The following is a 23,109-nucleotide window of genomic DNA, read 5'->3' as shown; positions in this document are numbered from 1 at the left end:
AAAAGTTAGCGGCGGAAGTTGAAGTAGGTAAGACATATTTATAATCTTATTCAAAATCCTAATTCCTACATCAAAAATCCGAAATATTTAAAAAATGAAAATATACACAAAAACAGGAGACAAAGGAACCACCGCACTTTTTGGAGGTACTAGAGTCTCAAAAGATCATATACGCATCGATAGTTATGGAACTGTTGACGAATTGAACTCTTATATCGGTTTAATTCGTGATCAAGAAATGGATGTGCACTATAAAAATGTACTAATCGAAATTCAGGATCGCTTGTTTACCGTAGGCGCTATTTTGGCTACTCCTCCCGAAAAAGAAGTTTTGAAGAACGGAGAATTGCGCTTGAAAAAGTTAGGAATCATAGCTTCTGACTTAGAATTTTTGGAAAATGAAATCGATTCTATGGAGCTAGCCCTCCCTCCTATGACGCATTTTGTGCTCCCAGGCGGACATACAACTGTGTCATATTGTCATATAGCGCGTTGCGTATGCCGTAGAGCTGAGCGCCTTGCAGTGCACTTAAACCACGAGGAACCTATTGAAGAACTGACGATTCAGTACCTAAACCGACTTTCTGACTACCTTTTTGTCTTGGCACGAAAGTTGACTTTTGACTTACAAGCGGAGGAAGTGAAGTGGATACCGAGGAAGTAAGTATGCAGTCGCAGTATTCAGGTTTTAGTGATTGAACATATGTTAAGTATTCAGTTGCAGTATTCGGGTTTCAGTGATTGAACATAAAAAAAGTATTCAGTTGCAGTATTCAGGTTTCGGTTATTAACGATTTAAAATATTCAGATACAGTATTTAGTATTAAATATTTAAAGAATATAATCACGTTTGGGATAGGGAACATATCGCTTTTAAAACTGAAAACTGACACTGAAAACCGTCCACTAAAAACCACGTTCTTAATTTTATTATAAAAAAAACTTTTTTTACTTGTTTTTTTGAGTAAAAAATTTATTTTTGCAAAAACTAAATCGATAAAAAGATGTATTGGACATTAGAATTAGCATCCTATTTAAGTGATGCACCGTGGCCTGCTAACAAAGACGAACTTATTGACTACGCTATACGTGCTGGTGCACCATTAGAAGTAGTAGAAAACCTTCAGTCTATTGAAGACGAAGGCGAGATATATGAATCAATGGAAGAAATTTGGCCAGATTATCCAACTGACGAAGATTATCTTTGGAATGAGGACGAATATTAGAAAATAAAGCAAAGAAAAAGTCTCAATCTGAGGCTTTTTTTTTGTTTCAACATAAAAATAAAAAATAATTTAGAAACATAAACCATTATGAGTTTCATAAACAGCATTTTAAAAGCTTTTGTCGGAGACAAATCCGAGAAAGATGTTAAGGCATTACAGCCTTACCTAAAGAAGATCAAGTCCTTTGAGGAAACTTTGATCACTTTGTCACATGATGACCTTAGAGCGAGAACGTACTATTTCAAAAATCAAATCAAAGAAGGACGTACTGCTATTGATTCTAAAATAAGCACGCTTAAAGAAGAAGTAGAAGCTACTGAAGACATTGACCAAAGAGAAGATCTTTACGAAAAAATCGATGCCCTTGAAAAAGAAGCTTACGAAATCTCTGAAAAAACATTGCTAGAAATTCTTCCAGAAGCTTTTGCAGTAGTAAAAGAAACTGCTAGACGTTTCAAAGACAATTCTCAAATTTCAGTTACGGCTACAGAGCAAGATAGAGTTTTCTCTGCCTTGAAACCTTACGTATCTATTGAAGGAGATAAATCTGTTTGGCAAAACCAATGGAATGCTGCTGGTAAAGCTATTACCTGGGATATGATTCACTACGACGTTCAGTTGATTGGTGGTATGGTATTGCACCAAGGTAAAGTGGCCGAAATGCAAACGGGAGAAGGAAAAACATTGGTTGCAACACTACCAATGTACTTGAATGCCTTGACTGGAAACGGAGTACACTTGGTAACCGTGAATGATTACTTGGCAAAACGTGATAGTACTTGGAAAGCACCATTGTTCGAATTTCATGGTATGACCGTAGATTGTATTGACAATCACCAACCAAGCTCTGAAGGAAGAAAAGCAGCCTACAACGCAGACATTACTTATGGTACCAATAACGAATTTGGTTTTGACTACCTGAGAGATAATATGACGCATTCACCTGACGATTTAGTACAACGCAAACACAATTTTGCTATTGTCGATGAGGTCGATTCGGTTTTGATTGATGATGCTAGAACGCCATTGATTATTTCTGGACCAGTACCACAAGGAGACCGTCATGAATTTAATGAGTTGAAACCAAAAATCGAAAACCTTGTTAGCATGCAACGTCAGCTAGCAAACGGATTTTTGTCTGAGGCCAAAAAATTAATCAAAGAAGGTAACACCAAAGAAGGTGGTATCTTGCTTTTGAGAGCTTATAGAAGTTTACCTAGAAACAAAGCCTTGATCAAATTCTTAAGTGAAGAAGGAATCAAGCAATTGCTTCAAAAAACGGAAAACAGTTATATGCAGGACAACAACCGTGAAATGCATAAAATTGACGAAGCTTTGTACTTTGTTATCGAAGAAAAAAACAATCAAGTAGAATTGACAGACAACGGTATCAAATACCTGTCTGGTGATACTGATGCCGATTTCTTTGTACTTCCAGATATTGGGACAGAAATCGCAGCTATCGAAAAGAAAAACTTGGACAAAGACGCTGAAGCAGAAGAAAAAGAACGTTTGTTCCAAGATTTCAGTATCAAAAGTGAGCGTATCCATACGTTAACACAATTGCTAAAAGCGTATTCATTATTCGAAAAAGATGTTGAGTACGTAATCATGGACAACAAAATTATGATTGTCGATGAGCAAACAGGTCGTATCATGGACGGTCGTCGTTATTCTGACGGATTGCACCAAGCGATTGAAGCCAAAGAAAATGTAAAAATCGAGGCCGCTACTCAAACCTTTGCAACGGTAACTTTGCAAAACTATTTCAGAATGTACAACAAATTAGGTGGTATGACTGGAACAGCGGTAACTGAGGCTGGAGAGCTTTGGGAAATCTATAAATTGGACGTAGTCGAAATTCCGACCAACAGACCAATCGCTCGTCAAGACAAAGAAGACTTCATCTACAAAACAACACGTGAAAAATTCAACGCTGTTATTGAAGATGTAACCGAATTATCAAAAGCAGGTCGTCCGGTACTTATTGGTACAACCTCTGTAGAAATCTCCGAATTATTAAGCCGTATGCTTAAAATGAGAGGAGTACCTCATAATGTATTGAATGCCAAAATGCACAAGCAAGAGGCACAAATCGTTGAAGAAGCAGGTAAACCTGGAGTAGTGACTATTGCAACCAACATGGCGGGTCGTGGAACAGATATTAAATTATCTGCAGAAGTGAAAGCCGCAGGTGGATTGGCAATCGTAGGTACAGAACGTCACGATTCACGTCGTGTTGACCGCCAGTTGCGTGGTCGTGCAGGACGTCAAGGAGATGTGGGTAGCTCACAATTCTACGTTTCGCTAGAAGACAACCTAATGCGTTTGTTTGGATCAGAAAGAGTTGCCAAAGTAATGGACAGAATGGGACTTGAAGAAGGCGAAGTAATTCAGCACTCTATGATGACCAAATCTATTGAGCGTGCTCAAAAGAAAGTCGAAGAAAACAACTTTGGTGTACGTAAACGTTTATTAGAGTATGATGATGTAATGAATGCACAACGTGAAGTAGTATACAAACGTCGTCGTCACGCTTTGTTTGGAGAACGTTTAAAACTAGACATCGCAAACATGTTGTATGACACTTGCGAAGTTGTAGTGCAGTCTAGCAAAGGATTAAATGATTACAAAGCTTTTGAATTTGATGTTATTCGTTATTTCTCTATCACCTCACCTGTGAGCGAAGCAGATTTCGGAAAACTTACAGACATTGAAATCACTGGAAAATTATACAAAGAAGCGTTGAAATACTACGCCGAAAAAACAGAACGTAGTGCTAGAGAAGCTTTCCCTATCATTGCAGGAGTTTATGAAGATCAAAGCAACCAATACGAACGTATTGTGGTTCCGTTTACAGATGGTGTAAAATCATTGAACGTTGTAACCGATCTTAAAAAAGCATACGAATCTCAAGGAAAACAGTTAATCGCTGACTTCGAAAAAAATATTACACTAGCCATTGTTGATGAAGCTTGGAAAAAGCATTTACGCAAAATGGACGAATTGAAACAATCAGTTCAATTGGCAGTGCATGAGCAAAAAGATCCTTTGCTTATTTACAAATTCGAAGCTTTTAACTTGTTCACCGGAATGCTTAACGGAATCAACAAAGAAGTGATTTCTTTCCTTTTCAAAGGAGATTTACCTCAACAATCGGCTCCAGAGATCATTCATGAAGCAAGAGAATTACCTCGTCCAAAAGAGAATTTAACCATTCAAAAAGACGAAATCGTTTCTAGCGAAGCTGCCAACCGTGAAGCAGGCGATACACAGCAACGTCAAGTGACGGAAACGATCACTCGTGATATGCCAAAAATCAACCGCAATGACACCGTTACTATTCAAAATGTAGCTAGTGGACAAACGCAAGAGATGAAATATAAAAAAGCAGAAACTTTAGTTGCAACAGGCCAATGGGTTGTTGTTAAATAATACTTCTCTTTTAAAGAATGCTAAATCCCCAATTACGAAAGTAGTTGGGGATTATTTTTTTTTTAGCTTTTTTTGGAGCAGTCGGATTGGTTTTCATAATAACTTCTGCTCCCGCTCCCGACGCTTCGGGACGTTGCAATCTCTTGTATTTGCTATCGCAATACAAGAGGATTTCTCCCGAAACTTCGGGACTATCGGGGCTAGGCTATAATATTTATTTTATGTAATTACGGCTTACCGTAAGGTCAAATCATAAAAAGGAATTACTTTTGAAAAGAAGCTCTTAGAATAAGGTAATTCTTAAATAAAATTTTATATTTGATAATAAATAAAATATGATGCTTGTCATACATATCTATCCATATTTGGTTGGCTTTGTGTGATTTTGTCAAACATATATTCTAGTTAGCAAAAAGGTAAAACTAGCTTAACGTTATTTTAACAAACTTAGAATTACATTTACCAATAATTTTCAACCATTAATCAAACAATTATGAAAAAAATACACTCAAGTAGTTGTTGATATGATTGACCCTAATTATATTGATTTTACTTCCAATCCAAATTTTGGATTATTTAATGACAATGTAGACGGCTATACAATAAGACAAATTGAAGATGCGCTAATTGGACAGAAAAAGTGGAACGATTGGAGAGATAATATAAAAAACAAATATGAAAATGAAACAGAAAACAATTTGGATGCGTTATTTATTTTTTGGAGTATTTAGTATTTTTATTCTAACAATAAATATTGCGTGTACAGAGGATAGTGAATATATAGTTAAAGCAGATTTTATTTACTTTAATGATACAAACTATGTTATTGAACTTATATCATCAGCAAAAATCAACCCAAACAGTTCCTTAAAAATATCCTTTGAAGGTGAGGGTAGTAAAACTACTGATCATAATAGTTATGTGCCTCCTTATCCATTCGGAGATGGAACTGTGATAAAATATGACGACATAAAATGTGATTTTTTAAATCCAGGTACAAAAGCGGGGCGTGGAGAAGGTCCCAGTGGTATTCAAAATTATGAATTTAAAAAAATATCAGAAAGATACTATGAGTTTACTTTTCGCTTTACAGAAGCCGATTTTGAACAAGCAGAGAATTGTAACTAAACACTTTTGCTAACACGGTATATAAAAAATAGCAGTTAAGTGCAAACCACAAAATTTGTGCTTATCTGCTATATTTATTTTTAAGCGGAAAATTAAAGCTAATTTATTCTGCTACTTTTCATATACACAACCGTTAGCAACAATACTCCCAAAAATGGAAAATTCACGACAAAAGAAAATATATTTAAAAAAGACTACAGAAATTTCTTTGTTGGAAAAAAAATCTGAATTTTCAATTACCAATATTTTTCCATTAAGACACATAAATTTAATGGACAGAGAGATATATTTTAATAGAGTATATGAAAATCAAAAAAAAGGGAAAATTGAACTTCGAAAAATGCTTGACGAAGTTAGAAAAATCACCTTTTCAAAAGATGAATTAATTAATTGGTTTTATAAAATTAAAGATGATTCCGTAAATGAAGTGGAACATTTAATGATTAGACACGAAGCAACTATGTTTGCTGAAACTAAAGATATTGATTTTGAAAGAATTGGTTTTCTAACAGGTATTTATGAAGAAGCCGAAAAATTTCTATCAATAATGGTCGCAATTGAACCAATCGATGAAAAATCACCACATTACTCGATTTTAGATGAACTCGAAGAAATTGATGAAAAATTCATTGAATCTGATGATATTCCAGGCTATTACAATGTACAAAGACACTCGAAAATAAAGTTAAGAAAATTTCAAATAAAAGACTTAAAATCTGATTGGAATGATGAGTTAGACAGAAATAAAGATTCAGAATATGTTTCAGAAGATTTTGGAAATATTACACATTTAATGAGTCGATATCATACTGAATTTACGTGGGAAATTTACAGAATAAAACCCAGAGGAGATATAAAATCATATTTGGATTTTCATTACAATAGTTTCAAGAAAGACAAAGTAATTTTTGTTAATCATATTGAATTTAGAATTTTACCACAATTAGAAAATTTTACTCGAACTAATCATAAACTTTACGAACAATTGATTTATGAATGGCTAAATGAAAAGAAAGAAAAACTAAATAACGAGGAAAAAGAGTTTTTACTTACATCAGTAATAAGTGTTTGTACAACTTTTTTAGACAATATTTTTGAATACAAAAAATCAAAAAGTGAAAATAAGTATAATATAATATTACGCGATTTTTTAAAACATAGAATTAACAATAGACAATGGACAATAAAAGATCAGTCAATGGGTGGTACCACTGACCCAATTATTGAATCTAACACTTCAGGTATTGCATTCAGAGATTTAATAATTGAGAATGAACTTGGTAATCATATATCAGCAATTGAATGTTTAAGAATAAAATCAATCCCAAAAGACGAGACTTCCGATAAAATAATCAAAGAACATTTGGTGAAAATTTTCAGAAATGAACCAATTGGAATAAGCCCTCTTTTTATCATAACATATTGTGAAACTAAAAATTTTGAGGATACGTGGGAGAAATATTTGAACTATATTGTACAAATAGACTTCGGAAAATACCAGCATTTAGACCTTGAGAAAAACATTGGATTTAATGATTTTGCTAATCTAAAAATAGCAAAAATGAAACATTACCGAAGTTTAAAAAATATTGAAGTCTATCATTTATTTATAAATATGAATCCATAAAAATACTGGTGCTAACAGCTAAGGTTTCGTTGGGCTTGAAAAGCCAACAATGAAACCGCGGATGAACCCTTCGGCTATCGCTCAGGACAGGCTCACCGCTCTACTTCCGCCACTATGGGGATATCGATAAACAAGTTTAGGTGATTTAGGAGGGCAAAAAGTCCTCTTTTTTTTTGAGCCTTAAATTAGGCTGGTTTTATTGTGTTTTCCTTCACATCATCACATACGTGCCCTACCCAAAAACTAGTTTTTGCAGGCAGGTGATTTGTGGCTACCGCCAAGATACCAAGCAGGCGGACCTCGCTGGTCGAAAATCATTATAGTGTGCAAATTGCCCGTTTTACAGCATTGAAACTTTCTGATTTTAGATTCCATGGCTACTTTTATTTGAGGTTTAACTTTTAATTTTTCTTGTAAAATCTTTAGTTTCTCTCGTTTCCATATCCTGTCCCGATTTTTCGGGATGCTACTCAAAAAACCGTAATGTCGTATTTTCACAAAACCCCGATCGCTCGGACTTATAGACAAAAGTTAGCGCAGTCCCGACGCTTCGGGATACCTGTGACTACAAAGAGAGTAAATGCAGATACCTATAAACAAAATTTAGAAAATCGTTACTTGAGATACTTTCAAAATGACAATATTGTGGAAATATTTTGCGTGATTGCTTCGTTTTCCTACGCTGGTGTAAGCGTCCCGCATGTGTGCACAAAGAAAAGCGAACTGAAATAATCAAAAAAAATCATTCCATTCTTTGTCTGAGATTCTTTCAGAATGACAATATTGTGGAAATACTTTGCGTGATTGCTTCGTCTCCTACGCTGGCGCAAGCGTCCCGCTTGTGTGCACAAAGAAAAGCGAACTGAAATAGTCAAAAAAAATCATTCCATTCTTTGTCTGAGATTCTTTCAGAATGACAATATTGTGAAAATACGTTGCGTGATTGCTTCGTTTTCCTACACTGAAGCAAGCGTACCGCTCGTGCTCACAAAGAAAAGCGAACTGAAATAATCAAAAAAAATCATTCCAATCTTTGTCTTAGATTCTTTCAGAATGACAAGATTGGGGAAATACTTTGCGAAAAGACAAGCAAGTAAAATCGACCGGAAAATTTATAGACACTACTTCACGCAACCCGGCAATGCGACAAACCTTTGCATACAAAGAAAATCAAGAAGAAACTTTATGTAAAAACAGATCGGAATCTAGCAAACGTGATTGCTTCCTTCGTCGCAATGATCTGTGTTTAAAAACAAGCTTTATCTATAAATTTTTCAGAATAATATGTTTGGTTTTTTACTATTGAAAAAGCCTGTTTTAATAATTTATTAGCCAAAGCTATTTTTATAACCCGCTCTGGTTTTCCTTTTTCATTAAGTCGATTATACATTTTGACACAATCAGGATTACATCTTTTCGCAGACCAACTACACAGGTACATTAATTTTCTTATTTGAGACTTTCCCATTTTACAAATATGCCCTTTCCCTCTTACACTTGTACCTGACTGATAGAGCCTTGGGCTAAAACCTACATAAGCAATGAGCTGTTTGTGGTTTTCAAATTTTTCAAAATCATTTGTTATGACTGTTAACATGATTGCTGTCTTAGTTCCTATACCAGGAATACTCTTTAAACGTTCTAAAGTTGATTTGTAAAATTGCTCTGCTTTGACTTCTATTTGTTGTTCTAACTTGGTGCTTTTAGCTTTTAAAAATTTAATTATTGATTTTAAAGTAGTAGCCAAGTCTTTAGATAGTACCCCTGCCGAGGTAAATGCTTCTAATTGCCGTTTACTTTGATTTATCTCCTTTTGAATTAGTTCCAAAGCAGTATAAAGCTGTTTGATTTCAATGATACTTTTTGTTTCAGGTTTCCATTTTTTTAAATCATATTGAGCTCCATACTCTGCGATTGTTTGAGCATCTTTCTTATCTGTTTTAGCTCTATACAGTCTAGTTTGACTATATCTTCTTATTATTAATGGATTTAAAACAGATACATTTATTTGCTTCTTGTAAAAAAATAATGCTAACTGAAGATAATAAGGTCCCGATGCTTCCATAACAATCCAGTCGGTTAAATCTACTTCTTTTAATAACTTGCGAAAACCTTTTTCAGTGTTCTCAAATACAAAATGACACCATTTGGAATCATTTATAAATCCAACATCAAAAGTTTCTTTACTAATGTCGATTCCTATTATTTTACACATAATGAATATTTTATTCGAAAAGCATACTACTTGTTACTTATCAATCCTAAATACAGGCTCAATTGGCCTAATGATCTGTTCAAGTTTTAAATAGAAGGGTAAAGTGACTAACATTGCGAACGGTCTTAATGACAAATGACGAACAACAGTCTTGTTCTTTACCCATTTTACTTTTCTTGGTTAATTGTCTAATTTAATAATTATACAAACATAGGATGACTTTGTCGAGTTTGATTGTGTAGCATTTCTTCAAAATCTTATATAGTTTAAAGAACTTTACAAATCTCTGTGTTTTTCTTTCGGTAATGCATGCTCATATTTCTTCGGTAATTAGTAAGGCAAATATAAATCGACAAAAACAGTTACAGAAGGAAAAGGGTCATTAGTTAAAATAGTATATTTAATATTTGAATAAAAACAGCTGATTGCGCAGCATTTCTATGATATGTTGCATATTGTATTTTACATTTTTGCTTTCCAATAGTAAAACCGTTTAAAGTATATTTTGGTGAAAAAGAGGTGGTTTTTTTTCATAAAATCAAGTTACAACCTATTTTAAAGACAATACAAGACAGATGAAATATGATTTAAATAGATTTAAGACTGCTCAAGATAGTTGCTACTCACAAGTCCTTCAAGAAATGAAAAACGGTAAGAAAGTAAGCCATTGGATGTGGTTTATATTTCCGCAAATAGCAGGGTTGGCTAAATCTGGGACAGCAAAAAAATATGAGCTTACTACTAAGGAAGAGGCTGAACACTTTTTGCAAGACGAAGTACTTTCTAAAAGACTACTCGAACTAACAAGAATTTTAGCTTATGATATTGATAGTAAAACCGCAGAGGAAATATTTGGATTTCCTGATTTTCTAAAATTCCACTCTTCTATGACGCTATTTTATACTGTCGTATTATCGAACAAACAATATGAGAATAACAGTGATTATTTGTGTTTCGAGGATACAATTAAAAAATACTACGATGGTAAACTTGACAAAAGTACCCTTGAAATTTTAAAAGCCACTACATAATTTAGTACCAGAATAAACGATCGCTTATACTTATACACAAAAGTTGGCACAGTCTCTACATTTCTGGATACCTGTGCGGAGTAATAGACTAAGTACAAATTGCCACAAACAAAATATTGAAAAGTAATGCCTTGAGATTCTTTCAGAATGAAAATATTGTGGAAATACTTTGTGAGGCGCTGTGGTTGCTTTGAGAATCTCTGCGATATTGCTCAACACAAGAAAAAATAGTATCAAAACTCTGTATTTCTTATGTGCCACACTGTGAAATTGCTATTGGTATAGCGCGATGTTCATGTTGCGCACCTTTTTGGAATAATGCATTTTAAAACAATAATGAACAGTAAAGTCACAAATTTTCGTGTATTTACGCTTCTCTTTTATCAGAAATAAATTATCTTGGTCAAATAATTACTAACTACAAATAAAGATAAAATGGAAAGATTTAGTGAGAAATTCATCAGTACCAAAGAGATCGAATGGGAAGTACTTGGTGGTGGTGTATCTAGAAAATTTTTAGGATACGATAACCAAATCATGATGGTGCAAGTGAAGTTTGAAACTGGTGCTCTAGGAGCTCCACACCAACATTTTCACACACAAGCTACCTATTGTGTTTCAGGTAAATTTGAATTTGAAATTGATGGCGTAAAGAAAATTGTTGAAGCTGGCGACGGTGTGTACATCGAACCTAACCTACTACATAGCGCTATTTGTTTGGAAGAAGGAATGCTTATTGACACGTTCAGCCCAGTAAGAGAAGATTTTTTAAGCGGTGGTGGTGTTTCTTATTTTAGTGATAAAGAATAATCAAACACTTAGCTACTTTTCAGCTTACACTAGTTAGAACATAAATTAATCACGTTATTTTATTCGGATAATTATTCGTTATAGAACTAACTAGACAGCGTACTTCAATTAAAAAGTATAGACCGCGCTCCAATTGACAAATCGTTTTTAAACACGAGAATAATTGTCAATTGGAGCGCGGTCATTTTTTATAACTTTCAGATCAATAGACTGAAGTATTTATATAACTGCATTTTGTAACGACATGCAACTTGATTTATTTTCCGTGTCGCGATTCCTTTCCCGAGTTAAATAAGACGTTCACAATGATACTTTTATACCACTCTATTTAGGATTTATCCTTTTACAATTATTTTCCTCATTTTCTAAAGGCTCTCCAGCGCTTTTTACGTTCGAACAAAATAGAGCAGATTAAAACAATGTTAAATCTATTTTGTATCGCCATTCACATGCTATTTTTAGCTATTTTTATAGGAGTACCTATTATTTTCTTTTTTAATTATTTCGAATAATAAAAAGATAGCTAGAATTAGCAATACTGCAGTTCCCTAATTATTTATCAGCAAATATAAAAGCGCTTTTGAGAATTCAGTCCTTTACCATCAATATGGAGTTCATAATTTTCTGTCCAACAAGACTTTTGGATCGAAAGGTTTAAAATCGAAAAATATACAATATACAAACATTATAATAAATTACACTTTAATAGTTTTTACCTATGGTAGAATAAGATATGAAGATTGAATACCATTCGAACAAGCTCATTATTGAGGTACTTTTGAAAAAAGAAAAAACACAAACTATAAAATAAAAATATATGGAAAATCATCAAAATCAAGAACCAGGGAAATGCCCAGTAAATCACGGACAACTTCCAGAAAATGAAGCTCCAACTATTGTTGAAGGTAACCACGATGCGTCAGCAGGAAAATGTCCTGTAATGCATGGCGGAAACACGGCTTCAAGTAATAATGTGATGTCTTGGTGGCCCAACGCCCTCAATCTTGACATATTGCACCAACATGATACAAAGACAAACCCGTTAGGTCATGATTTTGATTACCATGAAGAGCTGAAAAAATTGGATATTCCTGCTTTGAAAAAAGACATGAATGATTTGATGACAAATAGCCAAGATTGGTGGCCAGCAGATTGGGGTCACTATGGAGGATTAATGATTCGTTTGTCTTGGCACTCTGCAGGATCATACCGTATCACTGATGGTCGTGGTGGTGGTGGTGCAGGAAACCAACGTTTTGCACCTCTAAATTCTTGGCCTGATAATGTAAGCTTAGATAAAGCGAGACGTTTGTTATGGCCAATTAAAAAGAAATACGGAAATAAAGTGAGCTGGGCCGATTTGCTAGTTTTAGCTGGAACAATTGCTTATGAAAGTATGGGATTGAAAACCTTTGGATTTGCGTTTGGACGTAAAGACATTTGGAGCCCCGAAACAGATACATACTGGGGAGCTGAAAAAGAATGGTTGGCACCAAGTGATGAGCGTTACGGCGATGTCGAAAAACCATCTACCATGGAAAACCCATTGGCAGCGGTACAAATGGGATTGATTTACGTGAATCCAGAAGGAGTTAACGGAAAACAAGATCCTATGAAAACAGCTGCGCACATTCGTGAAACATTTGCTCGTATGGCGATGAATGACGAAGAAACGGTGGCACTTACTGCAGGTGGACATACCGTAGGTAAAACACACGGAAACGGAGACGCAAGCGTACTTGGACCAGATCCAGAAAGTGCTGACGTTGAAGAACAAGGACTTGGATGGAAGAACCCTAATAACACCGGAAAAGGACGCTACACGGTAACCAGTGGACTAGAAGGTGCTTGGACAACACACCCAACAAAATGGGATGGTGGCTTTTTTGAAATGTTATTCAATCACGAATGGGAACCACGCAAAAGCCCTGCTGGAGCTTGGCAATGGGAACCAGTAAGCATTAAAGAAGAAGACCGTCCAGTAGACGTAGAAGATCCAAGTATACGCCACAACCCAATGATGACTGATGCAGATATGGCCATGAAAGTGGATCCTATTTACAAAGAGATATCTTTGAAATTTATGAACGATCAAGAGTATTTCTCTGAAACGTTTGCCCGTGCTTGGTTCAAGTTAACACACAGAGATATGGGACCAAAAGCAAACTATTTTGGTACTGAAGTTCCAGAAGAAGATTTAATTTGGCAAGACCCAATTCCTGCAGGAAAAGCAGATTACGATGTTGCTGCTGTAAAAGCAAAAATTGCAGCTTCGGGATTGTCAATTCCGGAGATGGTAAATACTGCTTGGGACAGTGCACGTACGTATCGTGGATCTGACATGCGTGGTGGAGCAAACGGTGCCCGCATTCGTTTAGCGCCTCAAAAAGATTGGGAAGGAAATGAGCCGCAACGTTTGGCACATGTACTATCTGTACTAGAGCCAATTGCAGCCGAATTTAATATTAGTATTGCAGACACAATTGTATTAGCAGGTAATGTTGGTATTGAACAAGCTGCAAAAGCTGCAGGATCGGATGTAACAGTTCCTTTTTCTCCAGGACGTGGTGATGCTAGTGCAGAAATGACAGATGCTGAGTCATTTGAACCATTAGAACCTTTGGCAGACGGATACCGTAACTACAGCAAAAAAGATTATGTGGTAAGTGTAGAAGAATTAATGCTAGACCGTACACAATTAATGGGCTTGACCGCACCTGAGATGACCGTATTGGTTGGTGGAATGAGAATGTTAGGAACAAACTACGGCAACACCAAACACGGTGTATTTACCAATACTATTGGTGCTTTGACAAACGATTTCTTTGTGAATCTAACAGATATGGGAAATACTTGGAAGCCAACTTCAAAAGGACTTTATGATATTTGTGACCGTAGAACTGGTGTCGTAAAATGGACTGCCACACGTATGGATTTAGTATTCGGATCGAATTCTATCTTACGTTCGTACTCAGAAGTATACGCACAAGATGATAGCAAAGAACGCTTTGTAGCTGATTTTGTTAAAGCATGGACCAAAGTGATGAATGCTGATCGTTTTGATTTAAAATAATTATATATCCTAAGACATAAATAATTAAAATACCACCTATTTTTTTAAAAGCTTCATTTACAGATTGTAAATGGAGCTTTTTTTTGTTTAACAAAAAGTCTTTATGATAGTTGGTGATCACTAGTTCTTGATAACTAAATCTTAAATAGTATTGAAATTTGAAGCTAATCTCGGATCGAAAATAAAATCTTAAATGGGATTTTCCTCCAAATATCTCGCTTCTATCCTCTTGATGTCTTTGATGGAACTTTTGGCCCAAGCCAATCTTTTGACCAACATTTCTTCTTCAGACAAATGCCAATCAATATCCGACTGACGCAGTCTATTTGTAAGATTTTGGATGATAATGGCTGCCGATACTGAGATATTCAAACTCTCGGTAAACCCGACCATTGGGATTTTTAAAAAACCATCGGCTCTTTGCATGATTTCCTCAGATAATCCGTCGCGTTCGGTTCCGAAAAATAAGGCACTTGGTTTGGTAATATCAAAATCCTCTAGCAAACAATCGTTATCATGTGGTGTGGTAGCAATAATTTGATAGCCTTTACTTTTTACTGCATCCAGACAACTAGTTACCGAATCGAATGTGTTAATATCTACCCATTTTTGCGCACCCATGGCGATTTCTTTATCGATACTTTTTCCGTAACGCTCCTCGATTACGTTGAGTTCTTGAATTCCAAAAACTTCGCAACTACGCATTACAGCGCTTGTATTGTGCATCTGAAAAATATCTTCTACAGCAATCGTAAAATGATTGGTTCTATTTTCTAAAACTTTCAAAAAGCGCTCTTTGCGATTGTCGGTCAAAATGTTTTCAAGAAATTCTAGATACTTTAAATCAATCATATTTATTTTATTTGCTGCAAAAATAGTAAAAAAGACTAGCTTTATGCCTAGTAAAAAATTGAGTGCTTCCTGCTCTTGACTAGAAGTCTACTCTAAAAATGATAATCGGGATTGCGTGCGGGATAGAGACGGCATCCTTTTTGGGCTTTTTTTGCCCAAAAAGATACAGTCGAAAGCCCGGATATCACGCCCAAATAAATTGAACATGAAAAAGAAATTAGTAATCCTTTCGGGTGCGGGAATGAGTGCCGAGAGCGGAATCAAAACCTTTCGTGATAGCGATGGCCTGTGGGAAGGTCATAATGTGATGGATGTGGCTACGCCTGAAGGTTGGCACAGGAATACCGAATTGGTTTTGGATTTTTATAACCAAAGACGCAGACAATTGCTGGAAGTGCAACCAAATTTGGGTCACTTAACGTTGGCCGAGATGGAAGATGATTTTGAGATCAACATTGTGACGCAAAATGTAGATGATTTGCATGAAAGAGCAGGAAGTACCAACGTTTTGCACTTGCACGGCGAATTATTAAAGGTGCGATCTACAAAAAATGCAACGGCTATACAAGATTGGACAGGCGATTTAGTTTTGGGAGATTTGGATGTAAAAGGAAACCAACTGCGTCCTCATATTGTGTGGTTTGGTGAGGAAGTACCCGCGCTAGAACAAGCGATGGATCTTGTGGAGCAAGCTGATTATGTGGTCGTTATTGGTACTTCGATGCAGGTGTATCCCGCAGCTGCATTGATTGATTTTGCCAAAAAAGATTGCCTACTCTTCTACATCGATCCAAAGCCAGCCTCGATTCCGAATTTGAGAAACAAATTAGAATTGATTACGATGAGTGCTTCCGAGGGTGTTCAATTTTTAAAAGAAAGACTGACAGCGATATCCTAATTTTTGTTTTCGAAAATAAAACAATTAACAACTGTTAACATTCTGTTTTATCAGATTTAACATCATATTATTAATAGACATCAAGATAATTCTAACAATTTATACCTAATTTTACGAAAAACAATATAATATACACAGCAATGAAAAATTTAAAACTTATCGCAGTTGGAATGATCTTGATCACGGCCATAGGATGTAAGGATTCTAAAAAAACAGAAGAAAAAGCAACCGAAGAAGTGACGGCAACTACAGGAACATTTACAATAATTAATGATTCGACCAAAGTTGGCTTTACAGCATACAAAACAACTGATAAGGTTGCTGTTGGAGGACAATTTAAAACCATCTCCTTAACCGATACTAAGGAAGGAAAAACGGCATTTGAAGCATTGAACGGAACTAAATTCAGTATTCCGGTGAGTAGTTTATTTACCAACGATGCGTCAGGTACAAGAGATCCAAAAATCTTGAAATTCTTTTTTGGAATGATGAAGGATACCGATATGATCACAGGTGAATTTAAAGTTGCTGCAGACAATACATGTTCAATTGACGTAACCTTAAACGGTAAAACAGCTAATATTCCGTTGAAAGACACTATGAATAGCGATACTAATTATGCCTTTGACGGTGTGATGAATCTAGAAAATTGGGATGCATTGGGCGCTGTAGCTTCGATCAACAAAGCATGTGAAGCCTTGCATACAGGTAAAGATGGGATAAGTAAAACATGGAGCGAAGTAGCAGTTCATGCCGACATACAGCTTGCTAAAAACTAAGTAGACATTTTTTTACCGCTGACTACATAAAGAATAGGACTCTGAATTAACTGTAATTCTGAGTCCTATTTTTTTTATCGAAAGTAAAAAACAGCAACCTACTACTAATGTCTCTGAGAATTTTAATGATTTGTGGTACAATTGACTATTTGTCTCAAAATGCCTTTTTAATTCACTTCTTGTATCAAAAAACTTCTATTTTCTAACTTTTAACTTCTAACTTCTCTGTATATTTGTGCTTTTCAAAAAAACACTCAAAAATGACGACTTTAAACGAATTGAATGCTATTTCGCCGATTGACGGAAGATATAGAAGTAAAACTCAAAATTTGGCTCCATTTTTCTCTGAGGAGGCCTTAATAAGATACCGTGTTTTAATCGAAATCGAATATTTTATTGCGTTGTGCGAGCAGCCTTTACCGCAATTAACAGGCGTAAACGCTAATTTGTTTGATAGTTTGCGTGACATTTACAAAAATTTTACCACTGCAGATGCACAATGGATTAAGGATACTGAAAAAGTGACCAACCATGATGTTAAAGCAGTAGAATATTTTATTAAAGATAAGTTTGAGAAATTAGGATTATCAGAATACAAAGAGTTCATCCACTTTGGATTGACTTCTCAAGATATTAACAATACGGCCATTCCGTTATCGACCAAAGAGGCTTTCGAACAAGTTTATTTACCTTCGTTAATTGGATTAGTAGCCAAATTGAAAGAATTAAGCATGGAATGGGCAAACATTCCGTTACTAGCACGTACACACGGACAACCAGCTTCGCCTACTCGCTTGGGTAAAGAGATTGCCGTTTTTGTTGAGCGTCTAGAAGAGCAAATGCGTTTGTTGTTTAATGTTCCTTTTGCTGCCAAATTTGGTGGAGCAACAGGTAACTACAATGCACACCATGTAGCGTATCCACAAATTGACTGGAAACAATTTGGAAACAAGTTTGTAGAACAAACTCTTGGTTTGCACCACTCGTTTCCAACGACGCAAATTGAGCATTATGACCATTTTGCAGCGTTTTTTGATGCTTTAAAAAGAATCAACAATATAGTTATTGATTTGGACCGTGACATTTGGACGTATGTTTCAATGGAGTATTTCAAACAAAAAATTAAAGCGGGTGAAATTGGATCATCAGCAATGCCACATAAAGTAAACCCGATAGATTTTGAAAACTCTGAAGGAAACTTAGGAATAGCAAATGCAATTTTTGAACACCTTTCGGCAAAATTACCTATCTCTCGTTTACAGCGTGATTTAACAGACAGTACCGTTTTGAGAAATATTGGCGTTCCTATGGGACATACCATTATTTCGTTTGAAGCAACTTTGAAAGGTTTGAACAAATTGTTATTGAACGAATCTAAATTTCATGAAGATTTAGAAAAAAACTGGGCGGTTGTTGCTGAAGCGATTCAGACTATCTTGCGCCGTGAGGCATACCCAAATCCGTATGAGGCTTTAAAAGGATTAACAAGAACCAACGAAGCAATAACAAAAGCTTCTATCCATGAGTTTATTGGTACTTTGGAAGTTTCGGACGCTATAAAAGCCGAATTACTACAAATTACACCAAGTAACTTTTTAGGAATATAGTATAAAAATGAATTCAATTTTTAAAAGCTATCTTAACCGATAGCTTTTTTTATGAATTCACCATAAATCACTCCATCGCGAGAGATAGATTGCACAAAACCAATGCTTTTGGTATATTTAACCCTAAATAAACGATAGCATTTTAATACCAAACAAAAACAATGAGCGCCGCAGCAACCGTAGTAGAAACAACAAGCCACTTAAAACCCTTGATAAGCGATCTTGGATTAATCCTAATGACTGCTGGTATTGCTGTTTTAATCTTTAAAAAACTTAAGCAGCCCTTAGTACTTGGATACCTGATTGCAGGATTTTTGGCCGGAAATCATTTTGATTTTTTCCCTTCAGTAAAAGACATTAAGAGTGTCGAGATCTGGGCTGAGATTGGTGTAATCATCTTATTATTCAGTTTAGGACTCGAATTTAGTTTTAAAAAATTAATGAAAGTAGGTGGTACAGCCTCCATTACCGCCGTCACGCAAATCATCACCATGGTATTAGTTGGTTTTTTGGCCGGTAAATGGATGGGATGGAAACTGATGGATAGCATTTTTCTGGGAGTAATCCTCTCCATTTCCTCGACTACCATTATTCTAAAAACATTTGATGAGTTGGGCGTAAAAGCCCAAAAATTTGCCGGAATCGTAATTGGTTCGCTGATCGTACAAGATATTATTGCCATTTTAATGATGGTTTTACTATCCACGGTAGCGGCTACACAAAATTTTTCGGGTAGTGAACTTCTCTTTTCAGTTTTAAAATTAGCCTTCTTTCTAACGGCTTGGTTTGTAGCAGGAATCTTTTTTATTCCAACAGTTCTCAAAAAGACCAAACATTTATTGACAGACGAGATGCTGTTGATCATTTCTCTAGCGCTCTGCCTTATGATGGTAATCCTTGCGGCCGATGTTGGATTCTCACCTGCTCTTGGTGCCTTTATCATGGGATCTATCATCGCAGAAACTACGCAAGCTGAACATATCGAACATTTAATTAAACCCGTAAAAGACTTGTTTGGAGCGGTATTCTTTGTATCAGTAGGAATGTTAATCAATCCAACTACACTATATGAGTATGCTGGACCAGTGATGATTTTGACCTTTATCACCATTTTTGGACAGTCAATAAGTTCGACTATTGGTGCATTAATTTCGGGACAACCCTTAAAACAATCTGTACAAACCGGAATGAGTTTGGCACAAATTGGAGAATTCTCCTTTATTATCGCTACCCTAGGAACTACAATGCATGTAACGAGTTCTTTTCTGTATCCTATTGTGGTTGCTGTTTCGGCTATTACAACCTTTACAACACCATTCATGGTCAAAGCAGCAGTACCTTTTTCTGAATTTCTAGAAAAAAAATTACCGCGCAGGATAACCAAAAAAATCAATCGTTACAGTACCAACGCACAAGCAATACGAGCTGTAAGCACTTGGCAAGTCGTTATAAGAACGCACTTGATCCATATCGTACTTCATACCATTATCATTACGTCTATCATTTTACTTTGTTCGAAATTTGTAGTGCCTTTGGTCGAAAATTCTAAATTTGGAAATGCAATTGCAGCCTTGATTACCCTTGTGATTATTTCTCCTTTTTTATACGCCCTATCCATTCGAAAAGTGGCAGTCAAAGAGGTAGCATCCTTGTTTAGGGAAAGAAAATACAAAGGACCTATCTTGATGCTACTGTTTTTGCGAATGGGACTTGCCGTTTTTTATATTGGATTTTTACTGAATATATTCTTCTCACCTGTGATCGCATTTGTTGCGCTTGTGAGTGCAGTAATCATCTATCTTCTGTTTCCTAAAAAATTACACACACAGTACCATAAAATTGAAGGTCATTTTCTGAAAAACCTGAATGACAGATCAGAGGGTGAAGCCGCAAAAATAAACAGACAACATGCTAACCTTACACCTTGGGATGGTCACATGTCTAGCTTTACTATAGCGAAGGAATCAAATCTAGCCGGAAAAACACTTCGAGAAATTAGAATGAGAGAAGAAATGGGAATCAATATTGCCTACATCAATCGTGGAGATATCACAATCGAAGTTCCGAACAAAATGGAACGTTTGTTCCCTGGTGACAAAATTGGTGTTATTGGTACCGATGAACAGGTCAAAGTATTTGCTGAATATTTAAGATTGAATGAAATTGAGATTCCAGAAAAAGTAAATAACGAAGTAGTCTTACGTCAAATTGAGTTAGAAAATCAAGACTTTATAGGCAAAGCCATCGGACGTTCAAAACTGCGCGAATTAACACAAGGATTGATTGTTGGAATTGAACGAAATGGTGTTCGAATGCTAAACCCCGAATCAAATATTATTCTTGAAAAAGATGATATCTTGTGGATTGTGGGGAATAAAAAATTATTAAATAAATTGTTTGTAGAGCGATAGTGCCTTCTAAACTTTGAATAAAAATAGAACGCTCTTTATTTTTCTACGAAAATTAATAATTGAACGCAAATTCCTTTTACCTATAAAAATAAATAGTATCTACATATGAAAAATTTAATTGCTATTCTTCTACTCTTGACTTTTAGTTTTGGTTCGGCTCAGGAGCAAAAACCACCCATAAGCACTTACATACAAGACCATTACACAAAAAAAGAACTATACATCACCATGCGTGACGGTGTCAAACTGTTTACCTCAATCTATACACCAAAGGATATTTCGAAGAAGAAAAAATACCCGATGGTTATGATGCGTACCTGCTATAGCATTGCACCTTATGGCGAAGATAAATTCTCTACACGTGTTGCACTGAATAACTTTATGCTTCAAGACGGCTATATCTTTGTGCAACAAGATGTTCGTGGACGCTATATGAGCGAGGGTACCTTTACCAACATGACGCCTCAAGTGGAGCATACCAACAAAAAAGCAATTGATGAAAGTACCGACACCTACGATACGGTAGATTATTTGGTGAAAAACATAGCCAACAACAACGGAAAAGTGGGTCAATACGGAACATCTTACCCTGGATTTTATACCGCGGTCGGAATTTTATCCAACCATCCTGCGCTTGTAGCTAGCTCTCCACAGGCACCAATTTCTAATTTCTGGAATGATGACTTCTTGCACAATGGCCGATTTATGCTGGGTTATTTCAGAACTTTACCCGTGTTTGGAGTTCAAAAAACAACCAACACACCTACGGCATGGTACAGTAATTCGGTTATAAAAAAGCAATCTGATGACGGTTTAAAATTCTATACCGAAATGGGAACTTTAAAAGAGGGCGTTGATCATTATTACAAAGACAACTTCTTCATGCAAGAAATTATGGATCATCCAAACTATGATACTTTCTGGCAAACAAGAAACTTACTACCGCACCTAAAAGATGTGAAGCAAGCAGTATTAGTAGTTGGCGGTTGGTTTGATGCGGAAGACCTTTCTGGCCCCTTGAATATTTACAAAACAATTGAAAAAACATCTCCAAAAGCAAAAAACACGCTTGTAATGGGGCCTTTTTCACATGGCGCATGGGGAAGAGAAACTGGTAAAACATATCATAACGACATTTATTTTGGTGATAGCATTGCTACATATTACCAAAAAAATATAGAAACTAAATTCTTCAGTCATTATCTAAAAGGCAATACCAAAGAAGATGCGGGCATTCCAGAAGCGATATTGTTTGATACGGGAGCAAAAAAATGGAGAGAATTTTCGAAATATCCACCAGAAAATACTCAAAAAGTTTCTTTTTATTTAGCGAATGGTACACTTGAAAAAGCGGCTTCACAAAATTTCACCGAATATTATAGCGATCCAAAGAAACCTGTAATTAGTTCTGAGAACTTAAAAGATTTTAATGGTTTTACGCCTCGCAATTATATGAGCGAAGACCAACGTTTTGCAACCACTCGACCAGATGTTGCTACATTTACAACAGAAGCTTTAACTGATGACTTGACTTTTGGAGGCGAATTATTGGCTAAATTAACTGTTTCTACAACAAGTACAGATGCTGATTTTATTGTAAAACTGATTGATGTATATCCTGAAGACGAACCTGTAAACCCGGATAAACCAACTGTAATTTACAGTAACTACCACCAATTGGTTCGTAGTGAAATCATGCCTGCTCGTTTTAGAAATTCAATCGAAAAACCAGAAGCTATGGTTCCGAATGTAAAAACCGTAGTTAATGTTAAATTGCAAGATGTGATGCATACCTTCAAAAAAGGACACAAAATTCAGGTACAAATTGAGAGTTCTTGGTTCCCTCTTTTTGCGGTGAATCCTCAAAAATTTATACCTAACGTGAATCTAGCTACCAAAGAAGATTACACTAAAGCATTTATTAAAATTTACGGAGAAAGTAGTTTAGAAGCTGCTATTCTTGAATAACTCGAAACTAAAACCCAATAAAAAAGCAGTCTAAATTTTATTTTAGACT

General features: G+C 35.7%; 16 protein-coding genes and 1 pseudogene. 14 read left to right on the top strand and 3 right to left on the bottom strand.

Annotation, left to right across the window (positions count from 1 at the left end):
• Window positions 1-94: 94 nt before the first annotated feature.
• The 6 genes from FFWV33_RS09455 to FFWV33_RS09430 all read left to right on the top strand — a co-directional run bounded on the left by FFWV33_RS09455 (window position 95) and on the right by FFWV33_RS09430 (window position 7,416).
• Complete coding sequence (locus FFWV33_RS09455) at window positions 95-664, top strand: cob(I)yrinic acid a,c-diamide adenosyltransferase (protein ID WP_108740685.1); 570 nt, start codon at window positions 95-97, stop codon at window positions 662-664.
• 340 nt (window positions 665-1,004) lie between these two features.
• Window positions 1,005-1,226, top strand: a complete 222-nt coding sequence (locus FFWV33_RS09450; RefSeq protein WP_007138072.1) for a DUF2795 domain-containing protein — start codon at window positions 1,005-1,007, stop codon at window positions 1,224-1,226.
• Window positions 1,227-1,313: 87 nt separating this feature from the next.
• Window positions 1,314-4,661 (top strand): preprotein translocase subunit SecA, encoded by a 3,348-nt coding sequence (secA, locus tag FFWV33_RS09445; RefSeq protein ID WP_108740684.1) that lies wholly within the window; start codon window positions 1,314-1,316, stop codon window positions 4,659-4,661.
• Between the two features lie 524 nt (window positions 4,662-5,185).
• Window positions 5,186-5,392: a hypothetical protein gene (locus tag FFWV33_RS09440; RefSeq protein WP_108740683.1), complete on the top strand. Its 207-nt coding sequence runs from the start codon at window positions 5,186-5,188 to the stop codon at window positions 5,390-5,392.
• Window positions 5,343-5,789 carry a hypothetical protein gene (locus tag FFWV33_RS09435; RefSeq protein ID WP_159085999.1) on the top strand — a complete coding sequence of 149 codons (447 nt, stop codon included), beginning with the start codon at window positions 5,343-5,345 and terminating at the stop codon, window positions 5,787-5,789. Before FFWV33_RS09440 ends, FFWV33_RS09435 begins: the two co-directional genes overlap by 50 nt.
• Before the next feature lie 154 nt (window positions 5,790-5,943).
• Window positions 5,944-7,416 carry a hypothetical protein gene (locus FFWV33_RS09430; protein WP_108740681.1) on the top strand — a complete coding sequence of 491 codons (1,473 nt, stop codon included), beginning with the start codon at window positions 5,944-5,946 and terminating at the stop codon, window positions 7,414-7,416.
• A 243-nt stretch (window positions 7,417-7,659) separates the two neighbouring features.
• Here the strand turns inward: FFWV33_RS09430 and FFWV33_RS19755 are convergent.
• Together FFWV33_RS19755 and FFWV33_RS09420 are read right to left on the bottom strand one after the other, a co-directional pair.
• Window positions 7,660-7,917 (bottom strand): annotated as a pseudogene (locus FFWV33_RS19755) (IS91 family transposase); the annotation flags it as partial.
• Between the two features lie 745 nt (window positions 7,918-8,662).
• Window positions 8,663-9,631: an IS110 family RNA-guided transposase gene (locus tag FFWV33_RS09420; protein ID WP_108740680.1), complete on the bottom strand. Its 969-nt coding sequence runs from the start codon at window positions 9,629-9,631 to the stop codon at window positions 8,663-8,665.
• A gap of 575 nt (window positions 9,632-10,206) precedes the next feature.
• Here FFWV33_RS09420 and FFWV33_RS09415 point away from each other — a divergent pair.
• From FFWV33_RS09415 to katG, 3 genes are all read left to right on the top strand, one after another.
• Window positions 10,207-10,662 carry a DUF1810 domain-containing protein gene (locus tag FFWV33_RS09415; protein ID WP_108740679.1) on the top strand — a complete coding sequence of 152 codons (456 nt, stop codon included), beginning with the start codon at window positions 10,207-10,209 and terminating at the stop codon, window positions 10,660-10,662.
• 435 nt (window positions 10,663-11,097) lie between these two features.
• Window positions 11,098-11,472: a cupin domain-containing protein gene (locus FFWV33_RS09410; RefSeq protein WP_108740678.1), complete on the top strand. Its 375-nt coding sequence runs from the start codon at window positions 11,098-11,100 to the stop codon at window positions 11,470-11,472.
• 817 nt (window positions 11,473-12,289) lie between these two features.
• Entirely contained in the window at window positions 12,290-14,545 is a 2,256-nt protein-coding gene (gene katG, locus FFWV33_RS09405; RefSeq protein WP_108740677.1) for a catalase/peroxidase HPI, read from the top strand.
• Between the two features lie 189 nt (window positions 14,546-14,734).
• Here katG and FFWV33_RS09400 read toward each other — a convergent pair whose 3' ends face one another.
• Window positions 14,735-15,397 carry a TrmH family RNA methyltransferase gene (locus FFWV33_RS09400; RefSeq protein ID WP_108740676.1) on the bottom strand — a complete coding sequence of 221 codons (663 nt, stop codon included), beginning with the start codon at window positions 15,395-15,397 and terminating at the stop codon, window positions 14,735-14,737.
• 205 nt (window positions 15,398-15,602) lie between these two features.
• Here FFWV33_RS09400 and FFWV33_RS09395 point away from each other — a divergent pair, with 205 nt between their 5' ends.
• The 5 genes from FFWV33_RS09395 to FFWV33_RS09375 all read left to right on the top strand — a co-directional run bounded on the left by FFWV33_RS09395 (window position 15,603) and on the right by FFWV33_RS09375 (window position 23,060).
• Window positions 15,603-16,295 carry an SIR2 family NAD-dependent protein deacylase gene (locus FFWV33_RS09395; RefSeq protein ID WP_108740675.1) on the top strand — a complete coding sequence of 231 codons (693 nt, stop codon included), beginning with the start codon at window positions 15,603-15,605 and terminating at the stop codon, window positions 16,293-16,295.
• Window positions 16,296-16,435: 140 nt separating this feature from the next.
• Window positions 16,436-17,074 (top strand): hypothetical protein, encoded by a 639-nt coding sequence (locus FFWV33_RS09390; RefSeq protein WP_108740674.1) that lies wholly within the window; start codon window positions 16,436-16,438, stop codon window positions 17,072-17,074.
• 260 nt (window positions 17,075-17,334) lie between these two features.
• Window positions 17,335-18,681 carry an adenylosuccinate lyase gene (gene purB, locus FFWV33_RS09385; protein WP_108740673.1) on the top strand — a complete coding sequence of 449 codons (1,347 nt, stop codon included), beginning with the start codon at window positions 17,335-17,337 and terminating at the stop codon, window positions 18,679-18,681.
• Between the two features lie 161 nt (window positions 18,682-18,842).
• Window positions 18,843-21,092, top strand: a complete 2,250-nt coding sequence (locus tag FFWV33_RS09380) for a cation:proton antiporter domain-containing protein (RefSeq protein ID WP_108740672.1) — start codon at window positions 18,843-18,845, stop codon at window positions 21,090-21,092.
• 105 nt (window positions 21,093-21,197) lie between these two features.
• Window positions 21,198-23,060 carry a CocE/NonD family hydrolase gene (locus FFWV33_RS09375; protein ID WP_108740671.1) on the top strand — a complete coding sequence of 621 codons (1,863 nt, stop codon included), beginning with the start codon at window positions 21,198-21,200 and terminating at the stop codon, window positions 23,058-23,060.
• The last annotated feature ends 49 nt before the right edge of the window (window positions 23,061-23,109 follow it).

Origin of the sequence: Flavobacterium faecale, assembly GCF_003076455.1 — a bacterium.
In the GTDB taxonomy this organism is placed as follows: domain Bacteria; phylum Bacteroidota; class Bacteroidia; order Flavobacteriales; family Flavobacteriaceae; genus Flavobacterium; species Flavobacterium faecale.
Note: the sequence above shows the minus strand (reverse complement) of the source record. Positions and strands in the feature narration are given on the sequence as shown.